Below are 25,103 nucleotides of genomic sequence, written 5' to 3' on the forward strand. Positions count from 1 at the left end.
TCTGGGTTCAGCGGGGCCAGCGGGGGAGGGTGGGGTCGGTGCGGTATCGGAGGTCGTCGAGGATGTCGAGGCCCATCTGGTCAAGGATGTGGGGGATGTCCATCATGACCCAGTTGTCGATGAGTTTGTCGTGGGTGTCGGTGCGGTACCAGTCGGCGACGCGCATGTTGATGTGGCGGCCCGTGGGAGGGACGCCGAGCCAGGCGCCGCCGGTGTGGGTGCCGTGCAGGGAGGGCCAGCCGCCGGTGACGCCGAAGCGCCCGTCGCCGGCCTGAATGTAGTGGCCGGGCTGTGTTTCGGGGCCCGCCGGGTCGCGGGGAAAGCCACCGCGGTCGGGGAAGGCGTTGATGAACAAGGCCCCGTGGTAGTCGAGAAAGCCGCGTTGGCCACGGCTGGAGCCGATGCCGGCAGGTCCGTACCAGTTCATGTTCTCGTGCCAGTGCGGGCTGTGCTTGGAGTTGGTGGCGGCCAGATCCTTGAGTTCCTCGCCCGAGGCCAACCCCGACTGCATTTCGCGGATGATGCGCAGGGTGTCGGCGCCGCGGGTGGCGTCGTGTTCATGGGCGTCACTGGTGCCGGTGCAGGGGGGCAAGGGCCACTGTTCGCCACTGCCGGGCATCGCGCGCAGCGGGTACCACCCGGCTTGCCGCATGACGTCGACGATGTCGAGAAGGATGTACATCTTGGCGATCTTCCCGTCGCGAAGGATGGCGTTGGTGCCGAAACGCAGGAAGGTCAGGGCGTGGGTGGCGGGGATACCGAGCCAGGGGCCGGCAAGGGTGCCCATGAGGTTGCCGAGGGTGCTGACCATGTTCCGGCCCTCGTAGCTGCCGCCGATGACAAGCCCCAGGCGCTGTTCGTAGTCGGGGAAAGCGGTACGCAGCGGACCCCAGAACCTCGCGGCGGCGTCGTCGATGCCGCGCAACGAGTTGAAGGGGTGGAACACCTCCCACTCGACCTCCGGATGACAGTGCCTGGCCAGCACCCCCCTCACCTCCCCCGGAGCCGCCTCGGCCAGCTCGGCAAGCATCGACACCACCACACGCTTGTTTCCAGCATGATCAACCATCAGAAAACCTCCAGGAAATCTCCGGGCGGACGCCCGTGTCCGTGAGCAGCACTCGGGACGATCGGATCGGTACACAGGGCACCGGGGAGTCAGTTCTTCACCGCGCCGTTCGTGAGGCCGGCAACGAGGTATCGCTGCGCAATGAGCGCCAGGGCGAAAATAGGCAGGGCCAGCAGCACGACACCCGCCGAGGCCTGGTGCAGCTGCGGCAGGGATTGCCCGACCTGCGCGGACAGGAACACGGGAACGGTCACCGAGTCCACGTTCGTGAGCACGACCGGCAGCAGGTAGGACTGGAACGCCAGCAGGAAGGTCAGGAGGCTGGCGGTGACCAGTCCGGGTCCCATGACGGGCAGGATGATCCGGCGGAACGCGCCCCAGCGGGAACAGCCGTCGATCATGGCAGCCTCGTCGAGTTCCTGCGGGATGGCGGCGAAGAAATTGCGCAGCAGCCAAATGGAGAACGGCTGGTCGATCGCCACGAAGGCGAGGGTCAGGCCGAGCTTTGAGTCGTAGAGACCCAGCTCGGTCATCATTTGGTAGAACGGCAGCATGATGGCGAAGCCGGGGACGGCCCGGAAGAGCATGGCGGCCGCCAGAATGACGGCACTGATCCGGCCACCGTATCGGGAGAGCGCGTACGCGGCGGGGGCGGACAGCAGCAGGGTGAAGGCAACCGACATCAGCCCGATGACCACCGAGTTGACGACGAACCGGTAGAACTCGGTGCCCTGCCACAGGCTCGTGAAGGCTTCCAACGAGGGGGAGTACCCCAGCCGCGTCGGATTGGTGAAGGCCTGGTCGAGTGGCTTGGTCGCCGTCAGTAGCGTCCAAAGCATGGGGGAGAGCATGACCAGGGTGACAGCGGCGAGCGCGAGGGTGACCAGGACCGTGGTGCGCCTGGTGCGCCGGGAACGGGTGAGTGCCTTCCGGCCCGGGGCGATCGGCGCTGCCGGACACGTCGGTGCCGGTTCGGACTCGGTCGGGACCGTGCGGCTTGTGGACAGCTGGGTCGCGTCGCTCACTTCGCCCGCACCTCTCGATAGATCTGCCGGATGAAGGGAGAAACCAGCGCGAGCATGACCACCATCATCAGGATGTTGACCGCGCTGCCGAGCCCCAGGTTCTGCTGGTCGCGGGCGAAGGCCATCTGGTAGACGTACAGGCTGACCGACTGGGTGCCCACGGCCTGAGCATTGGGGGCGAGCGGCACGAGCGCGTCGAAGACGCCCAGTCCGCCCATGACGGAGAGCAGGGCGACGAACCGGAAGACGGGCCCGAGCATCGGGATGACGACATGCCACTGCCGCTGCCACCAGTTCGCGCCGTCCACGACGGCGGCCTCCAACTGCTCCTCGGGCACACCCTTCAGTGCGCCGAGCAGGATCAGCATGATGAAGGGGGCGGCCGCCCACACGGACTCGGCGAGTACGAGGCCCCGGTTGGGCCAGGTGCTGGTAAACCATCGGATCTCCTGGTGGAAGATCCCTTCCATCAGGTGGTTGGCGAGGCCGCCGAAGCTGTTGTCGAAGAGCCAGGAGAACGCGGTCGCGCTGATCACCGCCGGGACCACGTAGGGCATCAGCAGCAGACCGAGGAACGTGGAACGGCCGCGCCTGACGCGATTCATGAGCAACGCCAGCCCGAAACCCAGCACCATGACCACGGCGGTGTGGGCGATGGCGAAGCCGACGGTGAAGGCAACCGCCGTCTGGAACATCGGGTCCCGCAGTACCTGGGTGTAGTTGTCGAAGCCGACCCAGTGCCCGGGCGAGCCGTACTGCACTTTCTGCAAGCTCCAGATCACGCTGTACGCCAGGGGAAGGACGAGCAATGCGCCCATGACGATGACGCTCGGACCGACGCCCACAGCGAATTCACGACGTCTCATGGCGTCCTCTCATGATGTGCTCCAACCGTGGCGGCGTTCCCAGGGGCGCCCGCTCACCCGCTCGCCCTCTCGCCCTCGCGGCGGGGGCGCAGAGGTGTCAGTCATCCGCGAGGACGGCGGCGCCGGCCTTCTGGCAGCGAGTCAGCGCCGTCTGCACCGGGGTCCTCCCGCTGACCGCCCGCTGCAGCAGGGGGGAGGTGGCGTTCTGCATGTTGCCGAGCCAGGTCGCCATCGGCGGGTTGGCGGCACCCCGGGCAAGGGCGTCCTCGACGGCCGCCGCGTAGGGCGGGTTACCCGCTGTGGTCACTCCCTGCCGGGCCGGGTAGGCCGCGGGCATCGCCTGCTCGGAGGTCTCCCGGCCGGTCGAGGCGGCCATGATACGGAACAGCAGATCGGGGTCGACCCGGCTGTTGGCTGGAATTGACCAGCCGTCGACGGAGACCAAGGAGCCGGCCTTGCCACCCGGTGCGATGGACGGAGGCGCCGCGAAGGCGAACTTCTTCGCAAAGGCTGACTGCTTCGGATCGATCATGTCAGCCATCCGGCCGGAAAACATGATCGTGACGGCCGCCTTGCCGGTGACCATCTGTTGCTGCACCCGGGGCTGGTTGAAAGCAAAAACATCCGGGTCCATGTACGGGACCAGGTCTTTGAGGGCCTTGACGCCCTTGGCGGCCTCCGGGGTGTCGAAGGTCGGGGCCTTGTTCTCCGGGTTCACATAGGTCTTGCCCTGGGAGGACATGGTCTGCTCGAAGAGAGTGGAAGTGCTGTCGCTGAAGGGCAGCGCGACAGGGTGTTTTGCCAATCCCGCCTTCTTGATCTTCCGTGCGGCGGCGAGCAGCTCGGCGTACGTCGTCGGCGGCTCGAGGCCGGCCTTGGCGAAGATGTCCTTGCGGTAGATCATCGTTCCGACGTTGGCCTGCATCGGGAGCGCGTAGAGCTTCCCGTCGTGGGACAGACCCTTGAGCATCGCCGGATCGATGTCGTCGAGCTGGTACTTCTTCGCATACTTGGCCAGCAGATCGTCCAGCGGAAGAAGCTTGCCGGTGGCCGCGTAGCCCGGCACGGCGCCGGAATACATCTCAATGATGTCGTAGGTGCCCTGGTTCCCCGCGAGGGTCGTCGCCGTCTTCTGGTACTGGCCGCTGAAGTCGACCGGTGCGCGTTTGACGGTGACCCCGTTCTTCGAGCAGCTGTTGACCATGGCGTTCGCGAACGGGTCGATCGCCGAGGAGTTGTAGGCGAGGACGTTGACAGTGGTGCGCTTCTGCGGCGGGAAGTCGCAGTCGACCGGTTTGTCGCTCGCGCCGGGGACATCGGAGCCGGCACCACAGGCGGTCGCGAACGCCGTCGCGCCGACCAGGACCAGTCCGAGGAACAGCCGCGATCTAGGGAAAACCACCATGTGATGCCGCCTCCTGGTTCGGGTTATGCATCCGTATACTTGGCCTCCCTCCAAATGGTGTCAAGAGTTGTGCTCATGTCCATTGATCTCGGGTTTGATGATCGCGCGCTCGGTTTGGCGGGCTCTTGCCGCCTGTGCAGACGTATGCATAGACTCCGGATCCATGAAGCCTGGTGAGTCCGCCCCCGCCTACCGCCCGTACGGCAGCGTCGAGGAGTACGTCCTCGGGTGCACCGACGAGATCTGGACGGACCGTGGTATCGGTCTGATCTCCAGTACCTACTACGCCGCCGACGTCGTGGTGCACGGGACCTTCGGCTCGGAGCGGGGTGTCCAGCCGGTACTGGAGGGCACTGTGACCAGTATCAGCGCCTACCCGGACGAAGTGGGTCGAGGCGAGGACGTGGTGTGGGAGCGCCGCGGCGCGGACGCGTTCGTCTCCTCGCACCGAGTGTTCAGCACAGCGACCAACGCGGGCTGGTCCCCCTACGGGCCTCCCACCCACCGCCGGATCAGCAAGCGTGCGCTGGCGCACTGCCTGGTGCGCGACGGCCGGATCGTCGAGGAGTGGGTGGTCAGGGACGAGTGCCGGCTGGTGCTCGACCTCGGCCTCGACCCCGCCGAGGTGGCCGCACGACTGGCCGAGCGCCGGCCGTGGTCCCCACTGGAGCTCGGCTCTCTGCCGGAGGACCCGCTACGGGGCGGAGTCTCCGGACCCCGCACGACCGGGACCGGGTCGGACACCGACTGTGCCGGCCTGGTGGAGATGTTCGAGGAGGTCTGGAACAACCGGATGCTCCAGCGACTGCCGTCCTATGTCTCCCGCGACATCGTCCTGCACACCACGCGGGGCCGGTTGCTCCAGGGCCACAGGGAGTACTCCACCGAGATCCTCGACCTGCTGGCCGCCTTCCCCGGCGCCCGCGTCCGCGTCCTCGACGTCGTCACGCACGACGATCAGCGGCGCGGCCGCCGCGTCAGCCTCGTCTGGCTGCTGACCGGCAAGTACACCGGTGTGGAGCGCTTCGGCGCCGGCTGCGGCCAGGATGTCGAGATCCTCGGGACGACGCAGTACGTCCTGGCGGACGGCAAGGTCACGGAGGAGTACCGGGTCTACGACGAACTCGGCCTGCGGATCCAGATCGAGCAGACCAATGCCGAGCACCGCACGGCGGCCCTGCGCGAGCAGGCCCCCCGTGCCTGACGGAAGGGACTGGAGGCCCGGGCCCCGGTCATCGAGCACAGCAGATGGGAACAGGACGATCACCATGACCGAGCAGCACGCCACGCAGACGATGGCAGGCTACCCCTTCCTCGACATCGTGGACTTCGTCGAGCGGACGACCTACGCGATCTGGAACGACCGCAATCCCGGCCTCGTCCCGACGTGGTACCCGAAGCACTCCATCATCTGGACGGACAGCGGCGACCTCCTTGGTGAGGAGGTCGTCACCGCGGACACCGCCGAGCGGCGCAAGGGCTTCTCCGACTACTACGGTGTCATCGACGACGTCATCTGGACCGGCGACGACGAGCGCGGCTACCGCACCTCGATGCGCTGGGTGGCGCACGGCACCCACGACGGGGCCAGCCGGCTCGGCGAGCCCACCGGGCGCCGGGTGGCCAACAGCTCCATCTCGCACTGTGTGGTGCTCGGCGACCAGTACGTCGAGGAATGGGCGGGCGGCAACCCGAAGACGTTCCGGGAGCAGCTCGGCCACCCCGTGGACGAGTTCGTCCGGACCAACCGGCCCACCGCGGCGCCCACCGGCGAGGCTTCCCGGGAGCGGACCCGGTCCCTCGGCGCGACCGTCCCCGCCATTCCCGAGGTGGTCGACGGTGCGGGCCTGGTCGTCACGGATCTGCTCGACCGGCTCTACAACCGGCGCGACCTGACCGCCGCCGACCGCGGCTACGCGCCCGGCGCGCCCTACTCCTTCGGCACCTCCCGGATCGGCTTCGGCCCGGCGGGCGTCCGCGCGGAGGTGGAGCGCTGGCACCGGCTGCTGCCGGACCTCCACCTGGAGGTCGAGGAACTGTACTGGAACAACGACACCCCCGACCGGGCCCGGGTGGCGGTCCGCTACCAGATCACCGGGACAGCCACCAACGACACCGGTGAACAGCGGCCGGTATCCCTCATGGGCTTCCACCATGTGCACGTCCGCGGCACGCTCGTGGTCGCGGAGTGGGCGGAGTACAACGAGATCGCCCTGCTGTCGCAGGTGGGCTGAACGATGGACCACCTCATCGACCTGGAAGAACGCCACGGCGCTCACAACTACCACCCGCTCGACATCGTCGTGACGAGCGCCGAAGGCGTCTGGGCCACCGGCGCGGACGGGCGGCGCTACCTCGACTGCCTCGCCGGCTACTCCTCACTCAATTTCGGCCACCGGCACCCGGCCCTCATCTCGGCGGCGAAACGGCAGCTGGACCGCATAACGCTCACCAGCCGGGCCTTCCACCACGACCTGCTCGGGCCGTTCTGCGCCGAACTGGCCCAGCTGGCCGGCACGGACATGGTGCTGCCGATGAACTCGGGCGCCGAGGCCGTGGAGAGCGCCATCAAGGTAGCCCGCAAATGGGGCTACGAGGTCAAGGGCGTGCCGGCCGACCGGGCGACCGTGATCACCGCCAAGGGGAACTTCCACGGCCGCACCACCACCATCGTCGGCTTCTCCGACGACGGCGAGGCCCGGGCCGGCTTCGGCCCGTTCGCCGGCGGCTTCCGCAGCGTCCCCTTCGGAGACGCGGCGGCACTTGCCGAGGCCTTCGACGAGACCGTGGTGGCCGTGCTCGTCGAGCCGATTCAGGGCGAGGCCGGCGTGATCGTCCCCCCGCCGGACTACCTGTCGGCGGTGCGCCGTCTGTGTGACGAGCACGGCGCGCTGTTCGTCGCCGACGAGATCCAGTCGGGCCTGGGCCGCACCGGCCGGACCTTCGCCTGCGAGCACTGGGGCGAGCGGCCGGACGTCTACGTGCTCGGCAAGGCGCTGGGCGGTGGGATCCTGCCCGTCTCCGCCGTCGCGGCGCGGCAATCGGTGCTCGGCGTCCTGAAACCCGGGCAGCACGGCAGCACCTTCGGCGGCAATCCGATGGCCTGCGCCGTCGGCCGGGCCGTCATCCGGCTGCTCGCTGACGGGACCATGCAGCGGCAGGCGCGGGAGCGCGGTGAACGGCTGCATGCCGGGCTCGCCGGCCTGGTGGGCCGCGGCGTCGTCGCTACCCGCGGGCTCGGCCTGTGGGCCGGAGTCGACATCGACCCGGCGCTGGCGAGCGGCCGCGAGGTCTGTGAACGCCTAGCGGACCACGGCGTCCTGGCCAAGGACACCCACGGCAGCACCCTGCGGCTGGCACCTCCGCTGGTGATCACCGACGACGAGGTCGACCTCGTCGTCGAGAGCCTGGAGAAAGCCCTCGCGGAGCTCGCCGCCTAGACGTCCGCTCCGGCTTCAACGGCCGAGAGCGGGAAGCCGGACGGTCCGGCCGTACGGCTTCCCGCCCCCGGCCGCTTGCGCGTGCGCGAGGCCGCACTGCTTTCCCTCACAGCTCGGTGACGATTCTCCCGACAGGTCAGCATACGTATGCCCTGTGCGGGCCCCCTCCCGCCACATGGACGCGCCAACGAGTACCCAACTGGGGGATGGCTGACGGTAATGTATCGGAGACGGCTGTCCGCGCCGTCCAAAACATACGCAAGCACGGAAATGCAGGAGGCCGCAATGGCGATCACCAGCCGGGACGTGGCACGGCTGGCCGGTGTGTCGCAAGCCACCGTGTCCCGGGCGCTGCGCGGCGACCCGCGGGTCTCGCAGGCGACCCTCGACCGAGTGCGGCAGGCGGCGGACGACCTGGCCTATGTGCCGAGCGAGGCCGGTCGCAACCTGGTCATGCGTGCGACGCACCGGGTGGGCCTGGTCGTCACCGACCTGACCAACCCCTTCTACCCGCACCTGGTGGCGCCGCTTCACGACGAGCTGGAACGCCTCGGTTACCGCATGATGCTGCTCGTCGAACGTTCCGACTCCTCGATCGTCGGGGAACAGCTGTTTGACGGGTCGATCGACGGAGTCGTCCTCGCGACGACCACCGCCGGCTCCGTGCTGCCCGGAGAACTGCTGCGCCGCCGGCTGCCGTTCGCTTTCCTCAACCGTGAAAGCACCGCAGGTTTCGGTGACGCCGCCGTCGTCGACAACGAGAAGGGCGGCCGGATGGCGGCTGAGATGCTGCTGCGCCTCGGACACCGCCGGGTGGGCGGCATCTTCGGGCCACGCAACACCACGACGGGCCGGGATCGCGAGATGGGTTTCCGGATGGCGCTCGCCGAGGGCGGCGTCGCGCTGCCGCCCGAGTTGGCACGATACGGTCCCTTCGAGTTCGACACGGGTCACCGGGAGCTGCTGGAGCTGCTCGACGCGGACGAGCCGCCCACCGCGGTGTTCTGCGGCAACGATGTGGTGGCCATCGGCGCGCTGAACGCTGCCCGGCGTCGCGGTGTCCGGATCCCCGAGGAACTCTCGGTTATCGGATTCGACGATCTGCCGATGGCCGGCTGGGAGTCCTTCCGGCTTACCACGGTCCACTACGACCTCGCGGAACTGGCCGGCACCGCGGCGCGGCTGCTCGTCGAGCGCATAGGCGGCAAGGATCCCCATGCGCCGAGCCGACGCGTGGTCCTCACCCCCAGCCTGACCGAGCGCGGGAGCCACGCGCCTCCGCCGCAGGGCTGACAGAGAGCGCGCCGCAGGAGCCGGCACCGTAAGCCTGACCCGCGAGGCCCGCGCTCATCCGGCGGCGCCGTCGAAACGGTGCTCACTCCAGTGCAGCTTCGCGTCCGCGTACTTACTCGGAGGTCCTGACGTCGGCGCGGCCCAAAAGCGGGCCCAACCCGGTCGACCGCGCACGGCCGGGCAGCAAGCAGGACCTCTCAGGGCTGTCCCGCACAGATCTTGGCTCCGAGCTGCGCTGAAGCGCGGCAGGTGTCACAAGGGCAGGTTTGTTGTCACCGAGGTCGGCGGCCCCTTTCCCTTTACGGAAAGTCCTGACCGCTGAACCCGGAGTCGTGTCCCTCGGCGGGCCGATGTGGTCGGCGTTCCGGAAGCCGTGTGATCGCGGCGCTCACTGCCAGCCCGAGCGTGACGCCGACAGCGGAGGCGACGCTCTGTGCCCAGGCATCGTCGAGGGAGCCGGGCAGGACGGCTCTTGTGAGCCGGCTCGCAGCCGACAGGACTGCTACCGCGGCCAGTGTGGCCGGCCAGCGGTGCCGTACCCCGTCGATGATGTCGCCATAAAAGAGGAGCAGCAGCGCCATGCCGAATTGGTCATCCCAGCCGAGCGCGGTGAGACCGGCCCCGAAGGCAAGCGCGAACAGCCAGAGCCCCGCCAGTTGCCGGGCGAACGTGGGCGGCTGTCGTCCTGCGCCGCGCGGGGGCCAGAAGAGCCGTGTGATGTGCTGGACAATCGCGTACTTCTGCATGACTCGCGTCCCGATCCCCCGGGGTGGCCGGCTTCTGCCGCCGCTCAGTAGTAGGACGCACAGGAGCGGGACGCGGTTGTGGTGAAGTGTTACTGCTGTCGTTTCGGGGAGCCAGAGGCTGTCGATCTTCGCTTCTGGTGCGGTTCGCCAAGGACACCGTTCTCCTCGTGGACGGCACCCTGGTCCCCCCCGCGACCACCAGATCGCCGAGCAGTCCGGGAACTACCGGTACTCCACCAACCACCAGGACGTCGTCGACGCCGACACCCGGCTCGTCGTCGCCGTCGGCCCGCCACTGCCCGGCAACCGCAACCACTGCACGGCGTGGGAGCTGTCCGGCGCGAAGGGCACCGTCGGCCGCACCACGGTCATCGCTGACGGCGGCTACCGGGGCACCGGCCCGCTCATCCCGCACCTCCGCGAACCCGGACAGACCGAACGCCCGGCGAGCAGGTGAACCTGCCCATTCAAGACTTCAGAACGCGTAAAATCATAAGTGCGGAATCGTGGTCACCCAACGAGCGTTCTACCACCACAGCGGAATGCGTTGAGCGAGACGGTCGTCTCTCGTGATGCGCGACTGCCTCACTCTTGCGGCCAAGAGGTGGTCGTCCTCGTATTCGCGCACCCGCACCGGCCGGAAGAAGATGCAATGGATCCATGGCTGATCTGGTTGATCACCGCGGCTGTGCTCGCGGCGACGGAAATCCTCACGCTCACCGCCGCACTCGGAATGCTGAGCGCGGCGGCACTGATCACGGGGGGACTCGCCGCAGTCGGGCTGCCGGTGCCTCTTCAATTCATGGCGTTCACCGTCGTCGCGGTGGCCGGCGTGGTCTTCCTGCGCCCTGTTGCCGTGCGACACCTGCGCCCGCCCCAAGCAGAGCGATTCGGCATCGACGCCCTGGTGGGCAAGGCCGCCTACGCCGTTTCGGAAGTGACGGGCCTGGGCGGCAGGGTCCGTATCGACGGTGAGGAATGGACGGCCCGCGCCTACGATGAGACGCTGGTGATTCCTCCCGGAACAACCGTCGACGTCATAGAGATCAGCGGCGCCACCGCATTCGTCTACCCCCGGGTCTGAATCATGGACGCGCTCCTCATCGCCGGCCTGATCGTCGCACTCATCGCAGTGTTCACCGTGGTGCGGGCGGTCCGTATCGTGCCCCAGGCGCGCGCTCGGAACGTCGAGCGCCTCGGCCGCTACCACCGGACACTGAAACCCGGTCTCAGTCTCGTCATCCCCTACATCGACCGCGTTTATCCGGTGATCGACCTCCGGGAACAGGTCGTCTCCTTCCAACCCCAGCCGGTCATCACCGAGGACAATCTGGTCGTCGAGATCGACACCGTCCTGTACTTCCAGGTCACCGACCCGCGAGCGGCTTTCTACGAGATCGCCAATTTCCTCCAGGCGGTCGAGCAATTGACCGTCACCACCCTGCGCAACGTCGTGGGGTCCATGGATCTGGAGAAGACGCTCACCTCCCGGGACACCATCAACAGCCAGCTCCGGGGTGTGCTGGACGAGGCCACCGGTAAGTGGGGGCTGAGGGTCAACCGGGTGGAGATCAAGGCCATCGATCCGCCGCAGTCCATCAAGGACGCGATGCAGAAGCAGATGCGGGCGGAGCGCGACAAGCGGGCGGCGATTCTCGGGGCCGAAGGGCAACGCCAGTCGCAGGTTCTCACCGCGGAAGGTGACAAGCAGGCCGCCGTGCTTCGTGCGGAGGGCAACCGCAGCGCTGCGATCCTCCAGGCCGAGGGCCAGTCACGGGCCATCGACGAGGTGTTCCAGGCCGTACACCGCAACGACCCCGATCCCAAACTGCTGGCCTGGCAGTACCTCCAGACGCTGCCGCAACTCGCGCAGGGCCCGGGCAACACCTTCTGGGTCATCCCCAGCGAAGTCACCTCCGCACTCCAGGGGGTTTCCCAGGCCTTCAGCGAGGTGCTGCCTCAGTCGTCGGCCACCCGCGAGAAGCCCCCGGACCACGGGGCTTCCATGGCCGCGAGCGACGCGGCGCAGGCCGCCGAGGCCGCTGCCGAGGCCGTCGCCGACGCAGCCAAGGCAGACGGCATCACGGGCGGGGGCGCCTGAGGATCGTGCCGCGAGCCGGCCGCCTGCCCGGCCGTCGCCCGCCACTTCTGGCTTCACCATCGTCGTTCCTCCGTCCGCGATCGGCCGGATGGCGGACACGTCCCGCTGCGGGAGAAATTTCTACGAGTCGCGACCAGTCCTGCGGCGTACGGCGGTCGTACGGTCGAGCCGTCACCCGGGAGGACTTCTGATGCGCAGCGTGATCTATTCGATGAGCGTCTCTCTCGACGGCTACATCGTCGGGCCGGACGGCGACTTCGACTGGACGGCGCCCGACGAGGAGTTTCTCCGCTTCGTCACGGACGAGATGCGAGAGGTCGGCGTCCACCTGTTGGGCCGACGGCTGTACGAGACGATGCTGTACTGGGAGACCGCCGACCAGGACCCATCGCTCGACGACTCCATGCTCGAATGGGCCGCGGTCTGGAAGCCGCTCCCGAAGGTGGTGTTCTCCACCGCGCTGTCGGCGGTGCGGGGCAATGCCCGGCTGGCTACCGGCGGCCCGGCGGAGGAGATCGCGCGGTTGCGAGCCGAGCCGGGGGAGGGCCACATCGCCATCGGCGGCGCGACTCTCGCCGCCGAGGCGGCCGCGCTGGGTCTCATCGACGAGTTCCGGGTCAGGGTCTGCCCGGTGCTGGTCGGCGGCGGCATCCCGTTCTTTCCCCGGCGCGAGCGCCGGGTGGATCTCGAACTCGTCGAGACCCGCACCATCAGCGCAGACATCGTCTACCTCCGCTACCGCGTGACGCGCTAGTCCCCCGCTGGGAACCGCTGCCCGATCTGGTCGGCTACGTCGTCCCGGCACGAGCGCCGGGACGAAGCGGACCCGTGAGCCGGGCTGTCGGGTCGGTGTGCGCCCGTGTGGCGGGCCGGTTCCCTCCGGGTGGGCCCGCGGTGGGGAGACGGGACTACGTGCGTGGTCCGCCGCGGCTCCGGCGGACCGGGCGGACAGCCGCCCGCGCCCGCGTGCACGGGTCTCCGCGGACCGGCGGCCCTCAGCTTCAGCGCCTCCTTCAGGTGACTGTCCGGTTCACACCGGGCGGGGACGTCGTCCTGCCCCGTCGCCCCGGCAGCGCGACGCGCATCGGAAGCCGCGAAAGATCATCAAAGGTAAAGGGGTGATCAAGTAATCGGAAGAGATGCAGGACGGATGGGCGACGTGAACTCAACTGAAACAGTTGGTAGTTGATAGAGGGTTCTCAGTCACCCGTCGCCCTGCTTAGACTCCGTTCGAATCAGAGATCAACTGGGGGAGGGCTCTGCATGTCCCACATGATGGAATCGCCGTCGCAGCCGCTGACCTTGACGATGAGTGAGGTTCAGTCCAAGGGGCCGGCCAAAGGCAGGAAGTTCGCATACCTCGCTTCGGGCGCTGTCCTGATTATGTCCCTCGCGACGGCCTGTGCGGACGCCGACGCCGGGTCCAACACGGTGCTGCAGGCGAGCGGTTCCACGACCGTCGCTCCTGTCGTCGCCGATGCCGCCGAGGCGGTGAAGGCGGAGGGGCTCGACATCACGGTCGCCACACAGGGTGGCTCGGCGGGCGGCATCTCGCAGCTCGGCGCCGGCCAGATCGACATCGCGCTCAGCTCGAAGCCGCTCTCGGACGAGGACCGGGCCGCCAGTCCCCAGACGGACTTCGTCCCCACCCAGATCGGTGCCGACGCCGTGGGCGTGATCATCACCAGGCAGGTTGCCGACGCCGGGGTCAAGAACCTGACCGTGGCGCAGGTGCAGGGACTGTTCGAGGGGAAGATCAAGAACTGGAAGGAGGTCGGGGGGCCGGACCTGCCGGTCTTCGTCTACGACAAGGAGCCCGGGCGCGGCACCCGTGAGGTGCTCGACAAGTACCTGTACCACGGGGAGAAGCCCCCGCCCCCGCCGAACTCCGACAACTTCGCGATCGTGGGCGGAAACCTGGAGACCCGCAACAAACTCGAGTCGACGCCGGGCGCCGTGGCCCCCCTGTCCACCGGATTTGTCGAGGGGCGCGACAAGCTCGCCGTGGTCAGCCTCGACGGCATCTCCGCTTCCACGCAGAACGTGGCCTCCGGGAAGTACCCGATGAGCCGGCCGCTCTACATGATCACGGACGGAAAGCCGAAGGGCGACGCGAAGCAGTTCATCGACTACGTCCTGTCGGACAAGGGGCAGGCCCTCATGACCAAGCACGGCTACCTCACCCTCAAGCGCATCGGGAAGTAGCCCGTGACCGTGAAGATGCTGGTGCGGCAGCCCGCCGCACCACACGCGTCACCGCGCCCGCGCCCCTCCTCCTGGGTCTGGGCCTGGGTTTTCACCGGCGCCGCCCTGACCGCGGGCGTGCTGCTCGTCCTGGTGGGCTACCTCGGAGTGGGCACGCTCAGTGGGACGGTCGACTGGGCCGCGCTCGTGACGGAGTCCATGTGGAGCCCGGGCGACTCCGCCTTCGGCGGGCTCGCCATGATGTACGGCACGGCTGTCGTCAGCCTGATCGCCCTCGCGCTCGCGGTGCCGGTCGGCTGGGCGGGGGCCATCGCGCTCTCGGAGTACCTGCCGCCCCGGCTCGCGGGGCCCCTGCGGATGAGCGTCGAGCTGCTGGCCGCCGTTCCGTCCATCGTCTACGGCCTCATCGGCATCATGGCCGTACGCCCGGTCATCTCGTGGTTCGGGGACGTCCCCGGCGGAGACAGCCTCCTCGCGGCGGGGATCGTGCTGGCGGTGATGATCACGCCGACGATCGTCGCCGTGAGCGTGGACGCCCTGTCGGCGGTGCCGGACCGGTACCGCGAGGCCGCCTACTCCCTTGGCCTGACGCGACGGGAGGTGATCCGGTCCGCAGTGCTGCCCCAAGCCCGCCAGGGCATGAGAGCCGCGGTGCTCCTCGGTCTCGCTCGAGGGCTCGGCGAGGCGATCGCGGTGTTCCTGGTCGTGGGGAGGGCGGACGGCCGCCTGCCGACCTCGTTCGGCGAGCTGCTCGATTCGCTCGTCCATCCGGGGCAGACACTGACCACCAAGCTGGCCGGCCCGGAACCTGTCCTGGCGGGAACCTCCGGCCCCTACTTCGCCTCGATCTGCGGACTGGGACTGATACTGCTCGCGCTCGTGGCCGCGACGACCGTGTGGGGTACCCGACGCTCGTCCCTCGCGGGGGCACCTCCGCGGGGGAACCGGCAACGGCGGTCCGGGCGGATGCGCCGTGAGCTGGACCAGCTGGTGAGGCTGCTCCGCCTCGGGGCCCTGCTGCTGCCCGTCGTCCTCCTCGTGGCCATGCTCGCCGTGCTCGTGACCCGGGGGAGCACCGCCTTCGCGCCGTCCTTCTGGTTCACCTCGGCGGCCGGTGCGGCCGGCGGCGGGGTGAGGGACCAGATCCTCGGCACGCTCCTCCTGGTCATCACCACGGGGCTCATCGCCCTTCCGCTCGGATTCGGGGCCGGAATCCTGCTCGGCGTGTACGCCTCCACGCGCAGGGCGCGCGTCCTGCAGACGGTGACCGTGGTGCTGGGCGGGACGCCGACCATCCTCCTCGGTCTCGCCGGGTTCGTGATCGTGTGCAGCGCCATGGGGTGGGGCCGATCGTGGCTGGTGGGCGCCCTCGTGCTCGTGCCGGTGGTCGTCCCCGTCATCGCGCTGACGACGGCCGGACGGGTCAGCGGCATGCCGACGGAGATCACCGAGAGTGCGCTGTCGCTCGGCCTGTCGCGAGCTCAGTACATACGGTCCGTCGTCGTTCCGTACGCCTGGCCGGCGACGGTCACCGGGCTCCTGCTCGGGCTGGCCCGTGCCGCGGGAGAGACGGCGCCGCTGCTGTTCACCGCCACGGTGTTCTTTGGCGCGCCGGGCCTGCCCAGCGGGATCGTCAACGCTCCCGTGCAGGCGTTGCCCACGCACATCTTCACGTTGTCGCAGGACTCCGGTGACCCGGCGGCGGTCTCGCAGGCGTGGGGGAGCGCCCTGGTCCTGGTGCTCATCACAGCAGTACTACTGAGCGTGGCGGTCGTGCTGCGCAAGCGCTTCGAGGGGGATCGATGGACCACGTGATCGCCGTGAGGGAACTCCGAGTCCGGGACCGGGACAAGATGCTCGTCGGGCCTGTCTCCTTCAGCCTGAAGCAGGGGTCGACGACCGGACTGTGCGGGCCCTCGGGCGCCGGAAAGTCCACGGTGCTGCGCGTGCTCGTGGACCTGCTTCCCACCGGTCTCGCCCGGGAAGGACACCTGGAGGTGCTGGGCAGGCCGATCATGCCCCGCAGGGGCGATGCCGGCCTCAGGACGAAAGTCGTGCTGGTCCCCCAGACGCCGGTGGTCTTCGGCGGCAGCATCCTCGACAACGCCCTGTTCGGGATCCGGCACGTCATGCGGGCGTCCCGGGAAACCCTGCGTGACCGCGCCGAACAGGCTCTGAAGGAAGCCGGTTTGTGGAAGGAGGTCTGCGACCGGCTCGACTCACCGGCCCAGAACCTCTCCGCCGGTCAACGTCAGCGCCTGTGTCTCGCACGCGCCCTGGCACTGGAACCGGCCGCCCTCCTCCTCGACGAGCCGACGAGCGCCCTGGACGAGCGGAGCCGGGACACGGTCGAGGAATCGGTGGCCGCCCTGCGCGGGAAGCGGACGGTCTTACTGGTCTCGCACGACCCCGCCCAGGTGGCCAGGCTCTGCGACACGACGGTTCAGCTGGACCTGCCGGCGGTGTCGCAACGGCCCGCTGCCGTGGGGTGAGCGGTCGCGACGGGCCGGTTCCCGCGGTGGGCGGCGGCGCAACGCGCCGACCGCCCGTGGGGCCGTCGTCGTGGGGCGGCACGCCCCGATCCAGCCTCTTGATTCGATGAGTTTCCAGACAGGTGGTGGTGATCGCCATAGGCTCTCATCGCATGCCAACCACAGGGGGAGTCGTCATGTCCCACAGCAGCGAACCGGTATCCAGACGGACCGTGGTCCAGGGCGCCGTGCTGACCAGCGCGGCCCTGATGGTCAACGTCCCTTCCGCTGCCGGGGCGGACCCCGACGGCACACCCCCTGCCACCGCCGGCGCGAGCACTCTGCTGGGCTTCACCGAGGGATCGGCGGCTTTACACCCCGACCGGGTCGTCAAGAGCGCCTGCCAGTTCTGCAACTCGAACTGTGCCATCTCCGTGGGCGTCCGTGCCGATCGCGTCATCAGTGTCCGGGGCGCCTCCGGTGACCCCGTCCAGCGCGGCAACATCTGCGTCAAGGCGCCGATGATGGCTGAACTCGTACACAGCCCTCTGCGTCTGACCAAGCCCTTGATCCGTACCGGTGGCCGGAAGGGTTCCAAGGACTCCGTCTTCCGCGAGGCCACGTGGGACGAGGCGCTCGACCTGATCGCCACCCGCTTCCTCGCCCTGCGGGACAGCGGCCAGGCGGCCTCCATCGCGAACCGCACCACCGGTCGCCTCCCGCGCGGCACCGGCTCCCTGGTCGCCCGCCTGTTCGCCCTCCTCGGCAGCCCCAACAACACCGATGTCGGCCCCGTCTGCAACGACGCCGGCGGCAACGCCCTGAAGGCCACGTTCGGCCTCGGCAACTTCACCAACGGCTACGGCACGGATGGCGCCACCGGCCAGGACGACCTCGGCTCGGCCGACTACTACCTCTTCCTCGGCACCAACCAGGCCGAGACGCACCCCGTCACCTTCGACTACCTGCTGCGCGGCCGCGAGCGCAACCAGGCCAAGCTCGTCGTCGTCGACCCGCGCCGAACCCCGACGGGCGTGCTCGCCGACGAGTGGATCTCCCCCAAGCCCCACACGGATCTCGCCCTCGCCCTCGGGATCCTGCATCACATCCTCGACAAGGACCTCCACGACCGGGAGTTCGTCGACCGCTGGGTCCTCGGGTTCGAGGAACTGCAGGTACACATGGCCGGATCCGGCTACACCCCGCAGTGGGCCTCCCGCGTCACCGGAGTGCCGGCCGAGACGATCCGCCGGATCGCCCGCGACTACGCACGCGCCGACAAGGCGGCCATCTTCTGCAACGCCGGCATCTCCCACCAGCTCGGCGCCTTCGACACCTACCGCGTCCTGACCTTCCTGGCCGCGGTCACGGGCAACATCGGCCGACCCGGCACCGGGTGCAATTTCATGCACAACACCTGGCCCGGCGACCTGCACCTTCCCGAGCTCACCGCCCGCACCCCTGAGGTCGGCGCCGCCCTGCCGGTGGGCCCCGACTACTTCGCCGAGGCGATCCTCACCGGCAAGCCGTACCCCCTCAAGGCGATCATCACCCAGGGCAACCCGCTGATCTCCTCCGCCAACACGGAGAAGGTCAGGGAAGCGTTCCGCACGCTCGACTTCTACGTCTACACCGGTCTGTTCATGGAGGAGGCGGCCGACTACGCGGACGTCGTCCTCCCCGTCAGCTCGCCGCTGGAATACGAAGGCGTCTACATGCGACGCGACGACCGCGCCATCCGGTGGCAGGAGGCGGCTGTTCCACGCTGCGGGGAGTCGAAGACCGACTACGAGATCTGGATCGACCTCGCGCACGCCCTCGCGCGCCAGGACCAGCGCAAGGGTCATGCGTACTGGGCCGACGCGTTCCCCCTGGGCTGGAAGGACTACTCCGCCCTCTGGGCCGAGTTCGTGAAGCACACCCCGGGTATGGGCGGCATGACCAGGGAGCGGATGCGGAAGCGCTCCGAGCCCCTGCGCTGGCCCTGCCCGACACCCCGCCACCCCGGCGTCAGCGTGCTCTACCAGGACCACCCCTCCTGGTACGAGGCCGCCGAATCGCTGGGTGCCGCGAAGGGGCGCCGCTTCCTCACCCCCAGCGGCAAGATCGAGATCTTCACCGCGGAACTGGACCGGCACCTCGCGACAGCGGGTCACGCCGCGTTGCCCGGCTTCTACACGCACCCCGAGGTCACGGGCGCCCACCCCACGCTCTCGTACGGAACGAGCTTCGTGACGAACCCCGTCAATCCGCAGGCCGTCACGCATCCGGTGCGGCTCGGTGTGCAGGGCGACGACGCGGTCCACCGCGCCTATCCGCTGATGGGCATCACCGGACGGCCCAGCGTCGTCCACTTCGCGTCCGTCACGCACTGGGCGCCCACCGGCGCCCGTCTCAACGGGATCCGGTTCCTCCAGCTCCACCCGGACACCGCTCGCAGGCTCGGCATCGAGGACCGCGACGACGTGGTGGTGGAGAGCCCGCGGGGCAAGGTCCGTGCGACGGCGCTGTACTGGGAGGGGATCCGGGAGGACACCGTCTTCCTGCCGAACACGTTCGGCCCGGCCCAGAAGCTCGCCGAGGAGCTGGGGGCCGAGCGCTACGAAGCGGCGAACACCCTGGTCGACGACCGCTACTACGACAACCTCTCCGGGCAGCAGGCGTACAAGTGCTTCGCCTGCCGGGTCGTCAAGGTGCCGGGCTGAACCGACCCGGACGTCCGGGCGACGCGGCGGGATCCGTCCTGCGGCCCGGCCGGACGCCGGCCCGCCTCACGCCGCGCACCCACCGGCGCGTGACGCGAGGCGGGCCGCTGCCCGTGCCTCACTAGCACGGACGGCGCGGGCCGTCCAGCCTCGAGTCAGTTGCGCAAAGATTCGATGACTGTCAAAATGCGAAGATGGCACAGCTTGAGGTGATCGACCCGGTGTCCTGCTGCACGCCCGTCATAGCCGCGGCTCTCGACGAGGAACGGGCGATGGGGACGGCCAAGATGTTCAAGGCCCTCGGCGACCCGATCCGGCTTCGCCTGTTGTCGATGATCGCGTCCGCTACCGGCGACGGTGAAGTATGCGTCTGCGATCTGACCGAACCGTTCGACCTCTCCGCTCCCACGATCTCGTATCACCTCAAGATCCTCCGCGAGGCGAGTCTGGTGACGTCGGAACGCCGTGGCACGTGGGTCTACTACCGCCTGCGGCGGGACAACCTCGGGATGCTCTCGGGTCTGCTCGCCGTGCCGGGCGTGGACGAACTGGCGGCCACCCCGGCCTGATGCCGTACGCGGACGCGTGTCAGACCAGGGCGCCGATGTCCGCTCCTTGAGGCATCCCGGGCGTGGTCGTGGGCGGGGAGTTCTTCGCCTTCTTGGCGCGCACCGGCTGGTCGGCACCGCACGCGCAGGGACGCAGCCAGCCACGCTCCACGGCCTTGGCTCCGGCCTCGAACCTGCTGCGGGCTCCCAGGCGCTCCATGAGGTCGGCAATCATGCGACGCGCGGTCCGTACGCCCAGTCCGAACTTCTTGCACACCGCTTCGTCGGTGAGTCCCTGACCCATCAGACGGAGCAACTCCTTCTCCAGCGGTGTGAGCTGCTCGCCGTCGCACGCACCCGGGGCGTCGAGCGGCGTCATGCTCTCGCAGAGACGCTCGAACAGGGCGAGCAGACCGGCGATGTACCCGGCACCCGTCACCTGTACGGCTCCGGCGGCCGGGTCCTTGGGGTCGACGGGCAGCAGTGCCGTGGTCCGGTCGTAGACGACGAGCCAGATCGGCAGCGTCGGCGTGGTGCCCACCCGGCCGCCGCTCTGGGCGACCCAGCGGGCGTAGGCGAGGCCGGCGCGGTCGTTGTAGATGCTCTCCAGATAGACGTTCCACACCCGGAGTCCGCGGTCCAGCATGTGCTGGTCGATGGGGCGGCGTGCGCGCAGCGCGTCGTCACCGTTCGCGTCCGCGGGAAGAAGGGACACGCACTCGGTGGTGGCCCGGCCTGCGAGATGTTCCATCCGGGTGTGGATCGCCGCCTGCGACTCCAGACGCTCCCAGCCGGCGTGCGTACCCCGCGCCTGCGCGTCCTCGTACTCCTCCGAGAGGCGGTCCACGGCCGCCTTGACATGGATGAACTCCTGCTGGCGGCGCAGGATGTCGGCCTGATGACGCTCCAGCATCGAGCGGAGAGCGAGCGGTGGACGGGCGGGTATGAGGCTGCCCTCCGCCCGGCGCAGCAGCGCCAGCTCGAGCAGGCGGCTCACGCCGTCCCGTACGGCAGTCTCGGGTGCGTCGACGGCGAGCAGCAACTCGTCGAGGCGACACCCCGGACGATTCAGAGCGAAGCGGTAGATCTCGTAGGTCAGGTCGTCCAATCCCAATGACTGCAACATCCGCCCCCCACAGGTCTGTTGCTGAATTGAATTTCCTCAAGATAACACTGCAGCTTGATCATCAGTGCGTGCTTTGCGACTCAACGTGATCAAGACGGGCAGCATGCTGCCGGGCAACTTGTTGCAGCCGAAAGAAGCTTCTCAGCCATACCGCAGCCCCGCAGGCTCGATCGCGTCAACACCGGCGTCGCCACGCCATGACCATCGGGAGAGGCTTTGAGCGCATTCGAGACAGATCCGCGGATGAAGGCCGAGAGCGTCGCGATTCGCCCCCTGCCTACCTTCGACAAGCGGGTGAAGGTCCTCGGATCCAAGAGCTACTCCAACCGCTACCTCGCGCTCGCGGCCCTGTCCGGTGAAGCGACCACGATCGAGGGCGCCCTCGTCTGCGACGACACGCAGTTCCTCGCGGCCGCGCTGCGCGCCTTCGGCCACGTGGAGGTGGACATCGATGCCGCAGCGGAGCGGATCACCGTCACGCCCACGGGCAGGGACATGGTGGCGCCGACCGAGGAGGTCTACGTCGGCGCGGCCGGCACCCCGATCCGCTTCCTGATCGCCATGGCCGGCCACGCCGAGGGCACGACGGTTCTCACCGGAACCAAGCGCATGCAGGAGCGCCCCATGGGCTCCCTCCTCGACGCACTGCCGGGCGTCGGCGTCACGGCCGAGGCCGTCCGCGGCAACGGCAGCCCGCCCATCAGGGTCACCGGACCGAGCTTCCGCGGTGGATCGACGCGCATCAGCGGCGCGGTCAGTTCCCAGTTCACCTCCAGCCTGCTGATCAACGCGACACGCGCCCAGCAGGACACCGAGATCCACATCGTCGACGACCTCGTGTCGAAGCCCTACGTCGAGATGACGATCGCCGCCCTCGCCGACATGGGTGTCGCGGTCGAACGCGACGGCTACACCCGCTTCTCGGTCGCGGCGGGGCAGAGACTGCGGGGCGGCACCGTCGTCGTCGAGCCCGACGCCTCCGGCATGTCCTACTTCCTCGCCGCCGCCGCCGTACTGGGCGGCAAGGTCACCGTCCCCGGCATCGGCAAGCAGTCCAAGCAGGGCGACGTCGGCCTCGTGGACGCCCTGGTCCGCATGGGCTGTACGGCCGAGGTCGCCGAGGACTCCATCACCCTGACCGGCGGCGAGCTCCACGGCATCGACATCGACATGGAAGCGATGCCCGATGCCGTGCCCACCCTCGCCGTCGTCGCCGCGTTCGCGCAGGGCACCACCCATATCAGCAACATCGCCAGCCTGCGCATCAAGGAGTGCGACCGCATCGCCGCCGTCACCGCCGAGCTGCGCAAGATGGGCATCACAGTCGAGGAGCACCCCGACGCCATGACGATCACGGGTGGCGCGCCTCGGGGCGCCGTCATCGACACCTACGACGACCACCGCATCGCCATGTGCTTCGCCATCGCCGGACTGCGGGCCGAGGGCGTCGTCATCAAGGACCCGGGCTGCGTCGCGAAGTCCTTCCCGGCCTTCTGGACGACCCTGGACAGCCTCCACGACGGCACCACGAGCACCTTGTGAGCGCCGGGACCCCGGGCGTCCTCCTGGTGCTCGACGGCTGGGGGCACGCACGACCGGGCGCCGCCAACGCGCTGGCCGCGGCCTCGACACCGTTCCTGGACAACCTGCTCACCACGTGTCCGACTGTCCTCGCCGAGGCGTCCGGCGCGGCGGTCGGACTGCTGCCGGGCACCGTGGGCAACTCCGAGATCGGGCACATGGTCATCGGGGCGGGCCGGCCGGTCCCGTACGACAGCGTGCTCGTCCAGGACGAGATCTCCACCGGCCGGATGCGCTCGAACGAGACGCTGACCGAGGTGCTCAGCGGGCTCGCCCGGACAGGCGGCGCTCTGCACCTCATCGGCCTCTGCTCCGACGGCATGATCCACTCCGACGTCCGTCATCTGCAGGAACTGCTGCGCATCGCCGCGCTGTTCTCGGTGCCCGAGGTGCGCATCCACGCGATCACCGATGGGCGTGACGTCGCCGACCAGACCGCCGCCGCCCATCTGGATCTCGTGAGCACCTATGCCGCCCAGGCGGGTGTCGGGCAGGTGGTCACGGTGGTCGGACGTGGCTACGCACTCGACAAGAGCGGCGATCTCGAGTTGACGGAGCGTGCCGCGCTCGCCGTCGTGGACGGCAAGGGCGAGTCCGTCGGTGAGCCACGGGAGGCGCTGGAACTGGCCCGACGCGGGGACGAGTGGGTGCCGCCCTGCGTCGTCACTTCCGCGGACGGCCGACCGCTCGGGCGGGTCCAGGACGGCGACGCCATCCTCTTCACGAACTTCCGCAGCGACCGCATCCAGCAGCTCGCGGACGACCTGCACCGCCGGCTCACCGGGCGGCGGATCACCTTCCTCAGCCTCGCCCAGTACGACACCGAGGCGGCGATCCCGGCCCTGGTGCACCGGTCGGACGCGGGCGGCGGTCTCGCCGCCGAGCTGGCCGTGCGAGGCGTGCGCTCCGTACGCATCGCCGAGGCCGAGAAGTTCGAGCACGTCACCTACTACCTCAACGGCCGGGACGCCACCCCCGTACCCGTCGAGGAGCACGTGAAGATCACCGGTGACACCGCACCCGACTACACGGCGCGTCCCGCCATGAACATCGAACGGGTCACCGAGGCCGTCGTCACCGCCGCGCACCGCGCCGACGTCCCCCTCGTGATCGCCAACCTCGCCAACATCGACGTCGTCGGCCACACGGGTCACTTCGACGCCACCCGCCAGGCCGCCGAGCACACCGACCGAGCCGTGCAGGCCATCTGCCGCACCGCGCGGGCAACCGGCCGCTGGGTGCTGCTCGTCGGCGACCACGGCAACGCCGAGAAGATGCTCACCGACGACGGGGACGGCGGCGCCCGACCGTACGGCGGTCACACCACCAACCCCGTCCCGGCCGTGCTCGCCCCGGCCGAGGGACAGAAGGTGGCTCGTCCCGCCCGACCGGCGACGCTCGCGGACATCGCTCCCAGCGTGCTCGCGCTGCTCGGGCTCGCCCCCGCTTCCCGCATGACCGGACGGGCGCTGTGGTGAGCGCCGTCGGCCGTACACCTCGATGCGTACGCGTTCCATTCGTCCACCACACACAGGAGACACTTCGATGACTTCGCGCCCGAGGCTCGCGCTCGTCGGCGACCTCAGCGACAGCGTTCCCTCCCATGTTCGTTTCAAGGAACTCATCCCCGCCTTCGGCGTCGGAGTCGACTGGCTGCCCAGCAGCGACGTGACCGAGGCCATCGGGGACTATGACGGGATCTGGGTCGTCCCGGGCTCGCCGTACGCCAGTCAGATGAACGTCCTGCTCGCGATCCGTACCGCCCGCACGCGCGGCATCCCGTACCTCGGCACCTGCGGAGGCTTCCAGCACGCGCTCATCGAGTACGCCCGCAACGTCCTCGGCATCGACGGCGCCGAGGACGTGCAGTACGACGCCGACGCCGCCACCCCGCTCATCGTCCCGCTCTCGTGCTCCCTGGTGGGCGAGACGGCGCCGCTGTACATCGAACCCGGCAGCCGTCTCTCCTCCGTCTACTCGGGCATCGGGTCCACCGAGGAGACGTACCACTGCAAGTACGGACTGAACCCGGTCTACGAGGACAGGCTCCTCGGCGGCTCCCTGCGGGTCAGCGGCTGGGACGCCGAGAAGGCGCCCCGGGCGGTCGAGCTGCCCGACCATCCCTTCTTCGTGGGCAGTCTCTTCCAGCCCGAACTGTCCTCGACGGCGTCCCGGCTCCACCCGCTGATACGGGCTTTCCTGGACGCGGTCGGAGAGCGGGCGCGCCACGGCCATTGACATCACGATCTCTCTGATTCGATACTTGTTTAAGTAAAGAGAGTTCGAATTGGGCAAGGGAAGGATGCGCGTCATGACCACGACTTCGAATGAGGCCGCCGGGCAGGAGCCCGTCGGCGGTTTCGTCACGGACCCGACCGCCACCGCGGGCGCCTCGCAGGGCGGATGCTGTGGTGAGCCCGCCGACGCCACCGGCTCCGTCCCCGGCGGACAGGGCGGCGGCTGCTGCGGGGAGCCCAGCGGCGGTGGCGGTGAGTCCGGCTGCAGTTGCTGAGGAGACACCG

The 25,103-nt window shown here is 68.9% G+C and carries 22 protein-coding genes and 1 pseudogene; 17 read left to right on the forward strand and 6 right to left on the reverse strand.

The genetic code is table 11. The features are described from left to right. Positions 1–7 precede the first annotated feature (7 nt). The 4 genes from ABZ354_RS10940 to ABZ354_RS10955 form a co-directional block, all read right to left on the reverse strand. Complete coding sequence (locus ABZ354_RS10940; protein ID WP_358655227.1) at positions 8–1,069, reverse strand: hypothetical protein; 1,062 nt, start codon at positions 1,067–1,069, stop codon at positions 8–10. Between the two features lie 89 nt (positions 1,070–1,158). After that, entirely contained in the window at positions 1,159–2,094 is a 936-nt protein-coding gene (locus ABZ354_RS10945) for a carbohydrate ABC transporter permease (RefSeq protein ID WP_358655229.1), read from the reverse strand. Then, positions 2,091–2,960, reverse strand: coding sequence for a sugar ABC transporter permease (locus tag ABZ354_RS10950; RefSeq protein ID WP_358655230.1), 870 nt, complete (start codon positions 2,958–2,960; stop codon positions 2,091–2,093). The genes ABZ354_RS10945 and ABZ354_RS10950 overlap by 4 nt, the downstream gene beginning before the upstream one ends. 97 nt (positions 2,961–3,057) lie before the next feature. Then, a complete protein-coding gene (locus ABZ354_RS10955; protein ID WP_358655232.1) occupies positions 3,058–4,365 on the reverse strand; it encodes an extracellular solute-binding protein in 1,308 nt (435 codons plus the stop codon). A gap of 163 nt (positions 4,366–4,528) precedes the next feature. On the opposite strand from ABZ354_RS10955, the gene ABZ354_RS10960 reads away from it, so the two are divergent. The 4 genes from ABZ354_RS10960 to ABZ354_RS10975 all read left to right on the forward strand — a co-directional run bounded on the left by ABZ354_RS10960 (position 4,529) and on the right by ABZ354_RS10975 (position 9,098). Further along, the gene (locus ABZ354_RS10960; protein ID WP_358655234.1) at positions 4,529–5,569 is read left to right on the forward strand and encodes an ester cyclase; all 1,041 of its coding nucleotides are present in this window, start codon (positions 4,529–4,531) and stop codon (positions 5,567–5,569) included. Positions 5,570–5,633: 64 nt separating this feature from the next. Next, on the forward strand, positions 5,634–6,599 hold the full coding sequence (locus ABZ354_RS10965) for an ester cyclase (RefSeq protein ID WP_358655236.1): 966 nt from the start codon (positions 5,634–5,636) through the stop codon (positions 6,597–6,599). Positions 6,600–6,602: 3 nt separating this feature from the next. Next, on the forward strand, positions 6,603–7,805 hold the full coding sequence (gene rocD, locus ABZ354_RS10970) for an ornithine--oxo-acid transaminase (RefSeq protein ID WP_358655238.1): 1,203 nt from the start codon (positions 6,603–6,605) through the stop codon (positions 7,803–7,805). A gap of 285 nt (positions 7,806–8,090) precedes the next feature. After that, positions 8,091–9,098: a LacI family DNA-binding transcriptional regulator gene (locus ABZ354_RS10975; RefSeq protein WP_358655240.1), complete on the forward strand. Its 1,008-nt coding sequence runs from the start codon at positions 8,091–8,093 to the stop codon at positions 9,096–9,098. A gap of 299 nt (positions 9,099–9,397) precedes the next feature. Here the strand turns inward: ABZ354_RS10975 and ABZ354_RS10980 are convergent, their stop codons facing one another. Next, the gene (locus ABZ354_RS10980; RefSeq protein ID WP_358655241.1) at positions 9,398–9,844 is read right to left on the reverse strand and encodes a hypothetical protein; all 447 of its coding nucleotides are present in this window, start codon (positions 9,842–9,844) and stop codon (positions 9,398–9,400) included. Positions 9,845–9,984: 140 nt separating this feature from the next. Here ABZ354_RS10980 and ABZ354_RS10985 point away from each other — a divergent pair. The 9 genes and pseudogenes from ABZ354_RS10985 to ABZ354_RS11025 form a co-directional block, all read left to right on the forward strand. Next, positions 9,985–10,289, forward strand: a pseudogene (locus tag ABZ354_RS10985) (transposase); the annotation flags it as partial. A 207-nt stretch (positions 10,290–10,496) separates the two neighbouring features. Continuing rightward, the gene (locus ABZ354_RS10990) at positions 10,497–10,928 is read left to right on the forward strand and encodes an NfeD family protein (RefSeq protein WP_358655243.1); all 432 of its coding nucleotides are present in this window, start codon (positions 10,497–10,499) and stop codon (positions 10,926–10,928) included. Between the two features lie 3 nt (positions 10,929–10,931). Further along, a complete protein-coding gene (locus ABZ354_RS10995; protein ID WP_358655244.1) occupies positions 10,932–11,945 on the forward strand; it encodes an SPFH domain-containing protein in 1,014 nt (337 codons plus the stop codon). Positions 11,946–12,135: 190 nt separating this feature from the next. Continuing rightward, positions 12,136–12,699 (forward strand): dihydrofolate reductase family protein, encoded by a 564-nt coding sequence (locus ABZ354_RS11000; RefSeq protein WP_358655246.1) that lies wholly within the window; start codon positions 12,136–12,138, stop codon positions 12,697–12,699. Between the two features lie 629 nt (positions 12,700–13,328). Further along, the gene (locus ABZ354_RS11005; protein ID WP_358655248.1) at positions 13,329–14,150 is read left to right on the forward strand and encodes a phosphate ABC transporter substrate-binding protein; all 822 of its coding nucleotides are present in this window, start codon (positions 13,329–13,331) and stop codon (positions 14,148–14,150) included. A gap of 3 nt (positions 14,151–14,153) precedes the next feature. Then, a complete protein-coding gene (pstC, locus tag ABZ354_RS11010; protein ID WP_358655250.1) occupies positions 14,154–15,965 on the forward strand; it encodes a phosphate ABC transporter permease subunit PstC in 1,812 nt (603 codons plus the stop codon). After that, entirely contained in the window at positions 15,953–16,642 is a 690-nt protein-coding gene (locus tag ABZ354_RS11015) for an ATP-binding cassette domain-containing protein (RefSeq protein WP_358655251.1), read from the forward strand. Before pstC ends, ABZ354_RS11015 begins: the two co-directional genes overlap by 13 nt. Before the next feature lie 176 nt (positions 16,643–16,818). Further along, positions 16,819–19,326 (forward strand): molybdopterin-dependent oxidoreductase, encoded by a 2,508-nt coding sequence (locus ABZ354_RS11020; RefSeq protein ID WP_358655253.1) that lies wholly within the window; start codon positions 16,819–16,821, stop codon positions 19,324–19,326. Positions 19,327–19,520: 194 nt separating this feature from the next. Further along, complete coding sequence (locus tag ABZ354_RS11025) at positions 19,521–19,895, forward strand: metalloregulator ArsR/SmtB family transcription factor (protein WP_358655255.1); 375 nt, start codon at positions 19,521–19,523, stop codon at positions 19,893–19,895. Between the two features lie 19 nt (positions 19,896–19,914). On the opposite strand, the gene ABZ354_RS11030 is transcribed toward ABZ354_RS11025, so the two are convergent. Further along, complete coding sequence (locus tag ABZ354_RS11030; RefSeq protein ID WP_358655257.1) at positions 19,915–20,988, reverse strand: helix-turn-helix transcriptional regulator; 1,074 nt, start codon at positions 20,986–20,988, stop codon at positions 19,915–19,917. Positions 20,989–21,216: 228 nt separating this feature from the next. On the opposite strand from ABZ354_RS11030, the gene aroA reads away from it, so the two are divergent. The 4 genes from aroA to ABZ354_RS11050 all read left to right on the forward strand — a co-directional run bounded on the left by aroA (position 21,217) and on the right by ABZ354_RS11050 (position 25,093). After that, entirely contained in the window at positions 21,217–22,542 is a 1,326-nt protein-coding gene (gene aroA, locus ABZ354_RS11035; RefSeq protein ID WP_358655258.1) for a 3-phosphoshikimate 1-carboxyvinyltransferase, read from the forward strand. Continuing rightward, positions 22,539–24,059: a 2,3-bisphosphoglycerate-independent phosphoglycerate mutase gene (gpmI, locus tag ABZ354_RS11040; RefSeq protein WP_358655260.1), complete on the forward strand. Its 1,521-nt coding sequence runs from the start codon at positions 22,539–22,541 to the stop codon at positions 24,057–24,059. The genes aroA and gpmI overlap by 4 nt, the downstream gene beginning before the upstream one ends. 67 nt (positions 24,060–24,126) lie before the next feature. Next, on the forward strand, positions 24,127–24,819 hold the full coding sequence (locus ABZ354_RS11045) for a hypothetical protein (RefSeq protein WP_358655262.1): 693 nt from the start codon (positions 24,127–24,129) through the stop codon (positions 24,817–24,819). 73 nt (positions 24,820–24,892) lie between these two features. Further along, entirely contained in the window at positions 24,893–25,093 is a 201-nt protein-coding gene (locus ABZ354_RS11050; protein ID WP_358655263.1) for a hypothetical protein, read from the forward strand. Positions 25,094–25,103: the final 10 nt, after the last annotated feature.

Source organism: Streptomyces sp. NPDC005925, assembly GCF_040638805.1.
Classification (GTDB): Bacteria; Actinomycetota; Actinomycetes; order Streptomycetales; family Streptomycetaceae; genus Streptomyces.

Excerpts from the sequence above, each read along its gene's own strand:
- ABZ354_RS10980 (WP_358655241.1), bottom strand. The coding sequence starts at position 9,844 with ATGCAGAAGTACGCGATTGTCCAGCACATCACACGGCTCTTCTGGCCC.
- ABZ354_RS10940 (WP_358655227.1), bottom strand. The coding sequence starts at position 1,069 with ATGGTTGATCATGCTGGAAACAAGCGTGTGGTGGTGTCGATGCTTGCC.
- ABZ354_RS10950 (WP_358655230.1), bottom strand. The coding sequence starts at position 2,960 with ATGAGACGTCGTGAATTCGCTGTGGGCGTCGGTCCGAGCGTCATCGTC.
- rocD (WP_358655238.1), top strand. The coding sequence starts at position 6,603 with ATGGACCACCTCATCGACCTGGAAGAACGCCACGGCGCTCACAACTAC.
- ABZ354_RS10975 (WP_358655240.1), top strand. The coding sequence starts at position 8,091 with ATGGCGATCACCAGCCGGGACGTGGCACGGCTGGCCGGTGTGTCGCAA.
- ABZ354_RS11050 (WP_358655263.1), top strand. The coding sequence starts at position 24,893 with ATGACCACGACTTCGAATGAGGCCGCCGGGCAGGAGCCCGTCGGCGGT.
- ABZ354_RS11020 (WP_358655253.1), top strand. The coding sequence starts at position 16,819 with ATGTCCCACAGCAGCGAACCGGTATCCAGACGGACCGTGGTCCAGGGC.
- ABZ354_RS10960 (WP_358655234.1), top strand. The coding sequence starts at position 4,529 with ATGAAGCCTGGTGAGTCCGCCCCCGCCTACCGCCCGTACGGCAGCGTC.
- ABZ354_RS11045 (WP_358655262.1), top strand. The coding sequence starts at position 24,127 with ATGACTTCGCGCCCGAGGCTCGCGCTCGTCGGCGACCTCAGCGACAGC.
- ABZ354_RS11000 (WP_358655246.1), top strand. The coding sequence starts at position 12,136 with ATGCGCAGCGTGATCTATTCGATGAGCGTCTCTCTCGACGGCTACATC.
- ABZ354_RS11025 (WP_358655255.1), top strand. The coding sequence starts at position 19,521 with ATGGCACAGCTTGAGGTGATCGACCCGGTGTCCTGCTGCACGCCCGTC.
- ABZ354_RS10990 (WP_358655243.1), top strand. The coding sequence starts at position 10,497 with ATGGATCCATGGCTGATCTGGTTGATCACCGCGGCTGTGCTCGCGGCG.
- ABZ354_RS11015 (WP_358655251.1), top strand. The coding sequence starts at position 15,953 with ATGGACCACGTGATCGCCGTGAGGGAACTCCGAGTCCGGGACCGGGAC.
- ABZ354_RS10965 (WP_358655236.1), top strand. The coding sequence starts at position 5,634 with ATGACCGAGCAGCACGCCACGCAGACGATGGCAGGCTACCCCTTCCTC.
- ABZ354_RS10995 (WP_358655244.1), top strand. The coding sequence starts at position 10,932 with ATGGACGCGCTCCTCATCGCCGGCCTGATCGTCGCACTCATCGCAGTG.
- ABZ354_RS10955 (WP_358655232.1), bottom strand. The coding sequence starts at position 4,365 with ATGGTGGTTTTCCCTAGATCGCGGCTGTTCCTCGGACTGGTCCTGGTC.
- ABZ354_RS11005 (WP_358655248.1), top strand. The coding sequence starts at position 13,329 with ATGTCCCTCGCGACGGCCTGTGCGGACGCCGACGCCGGGTCCAACACG.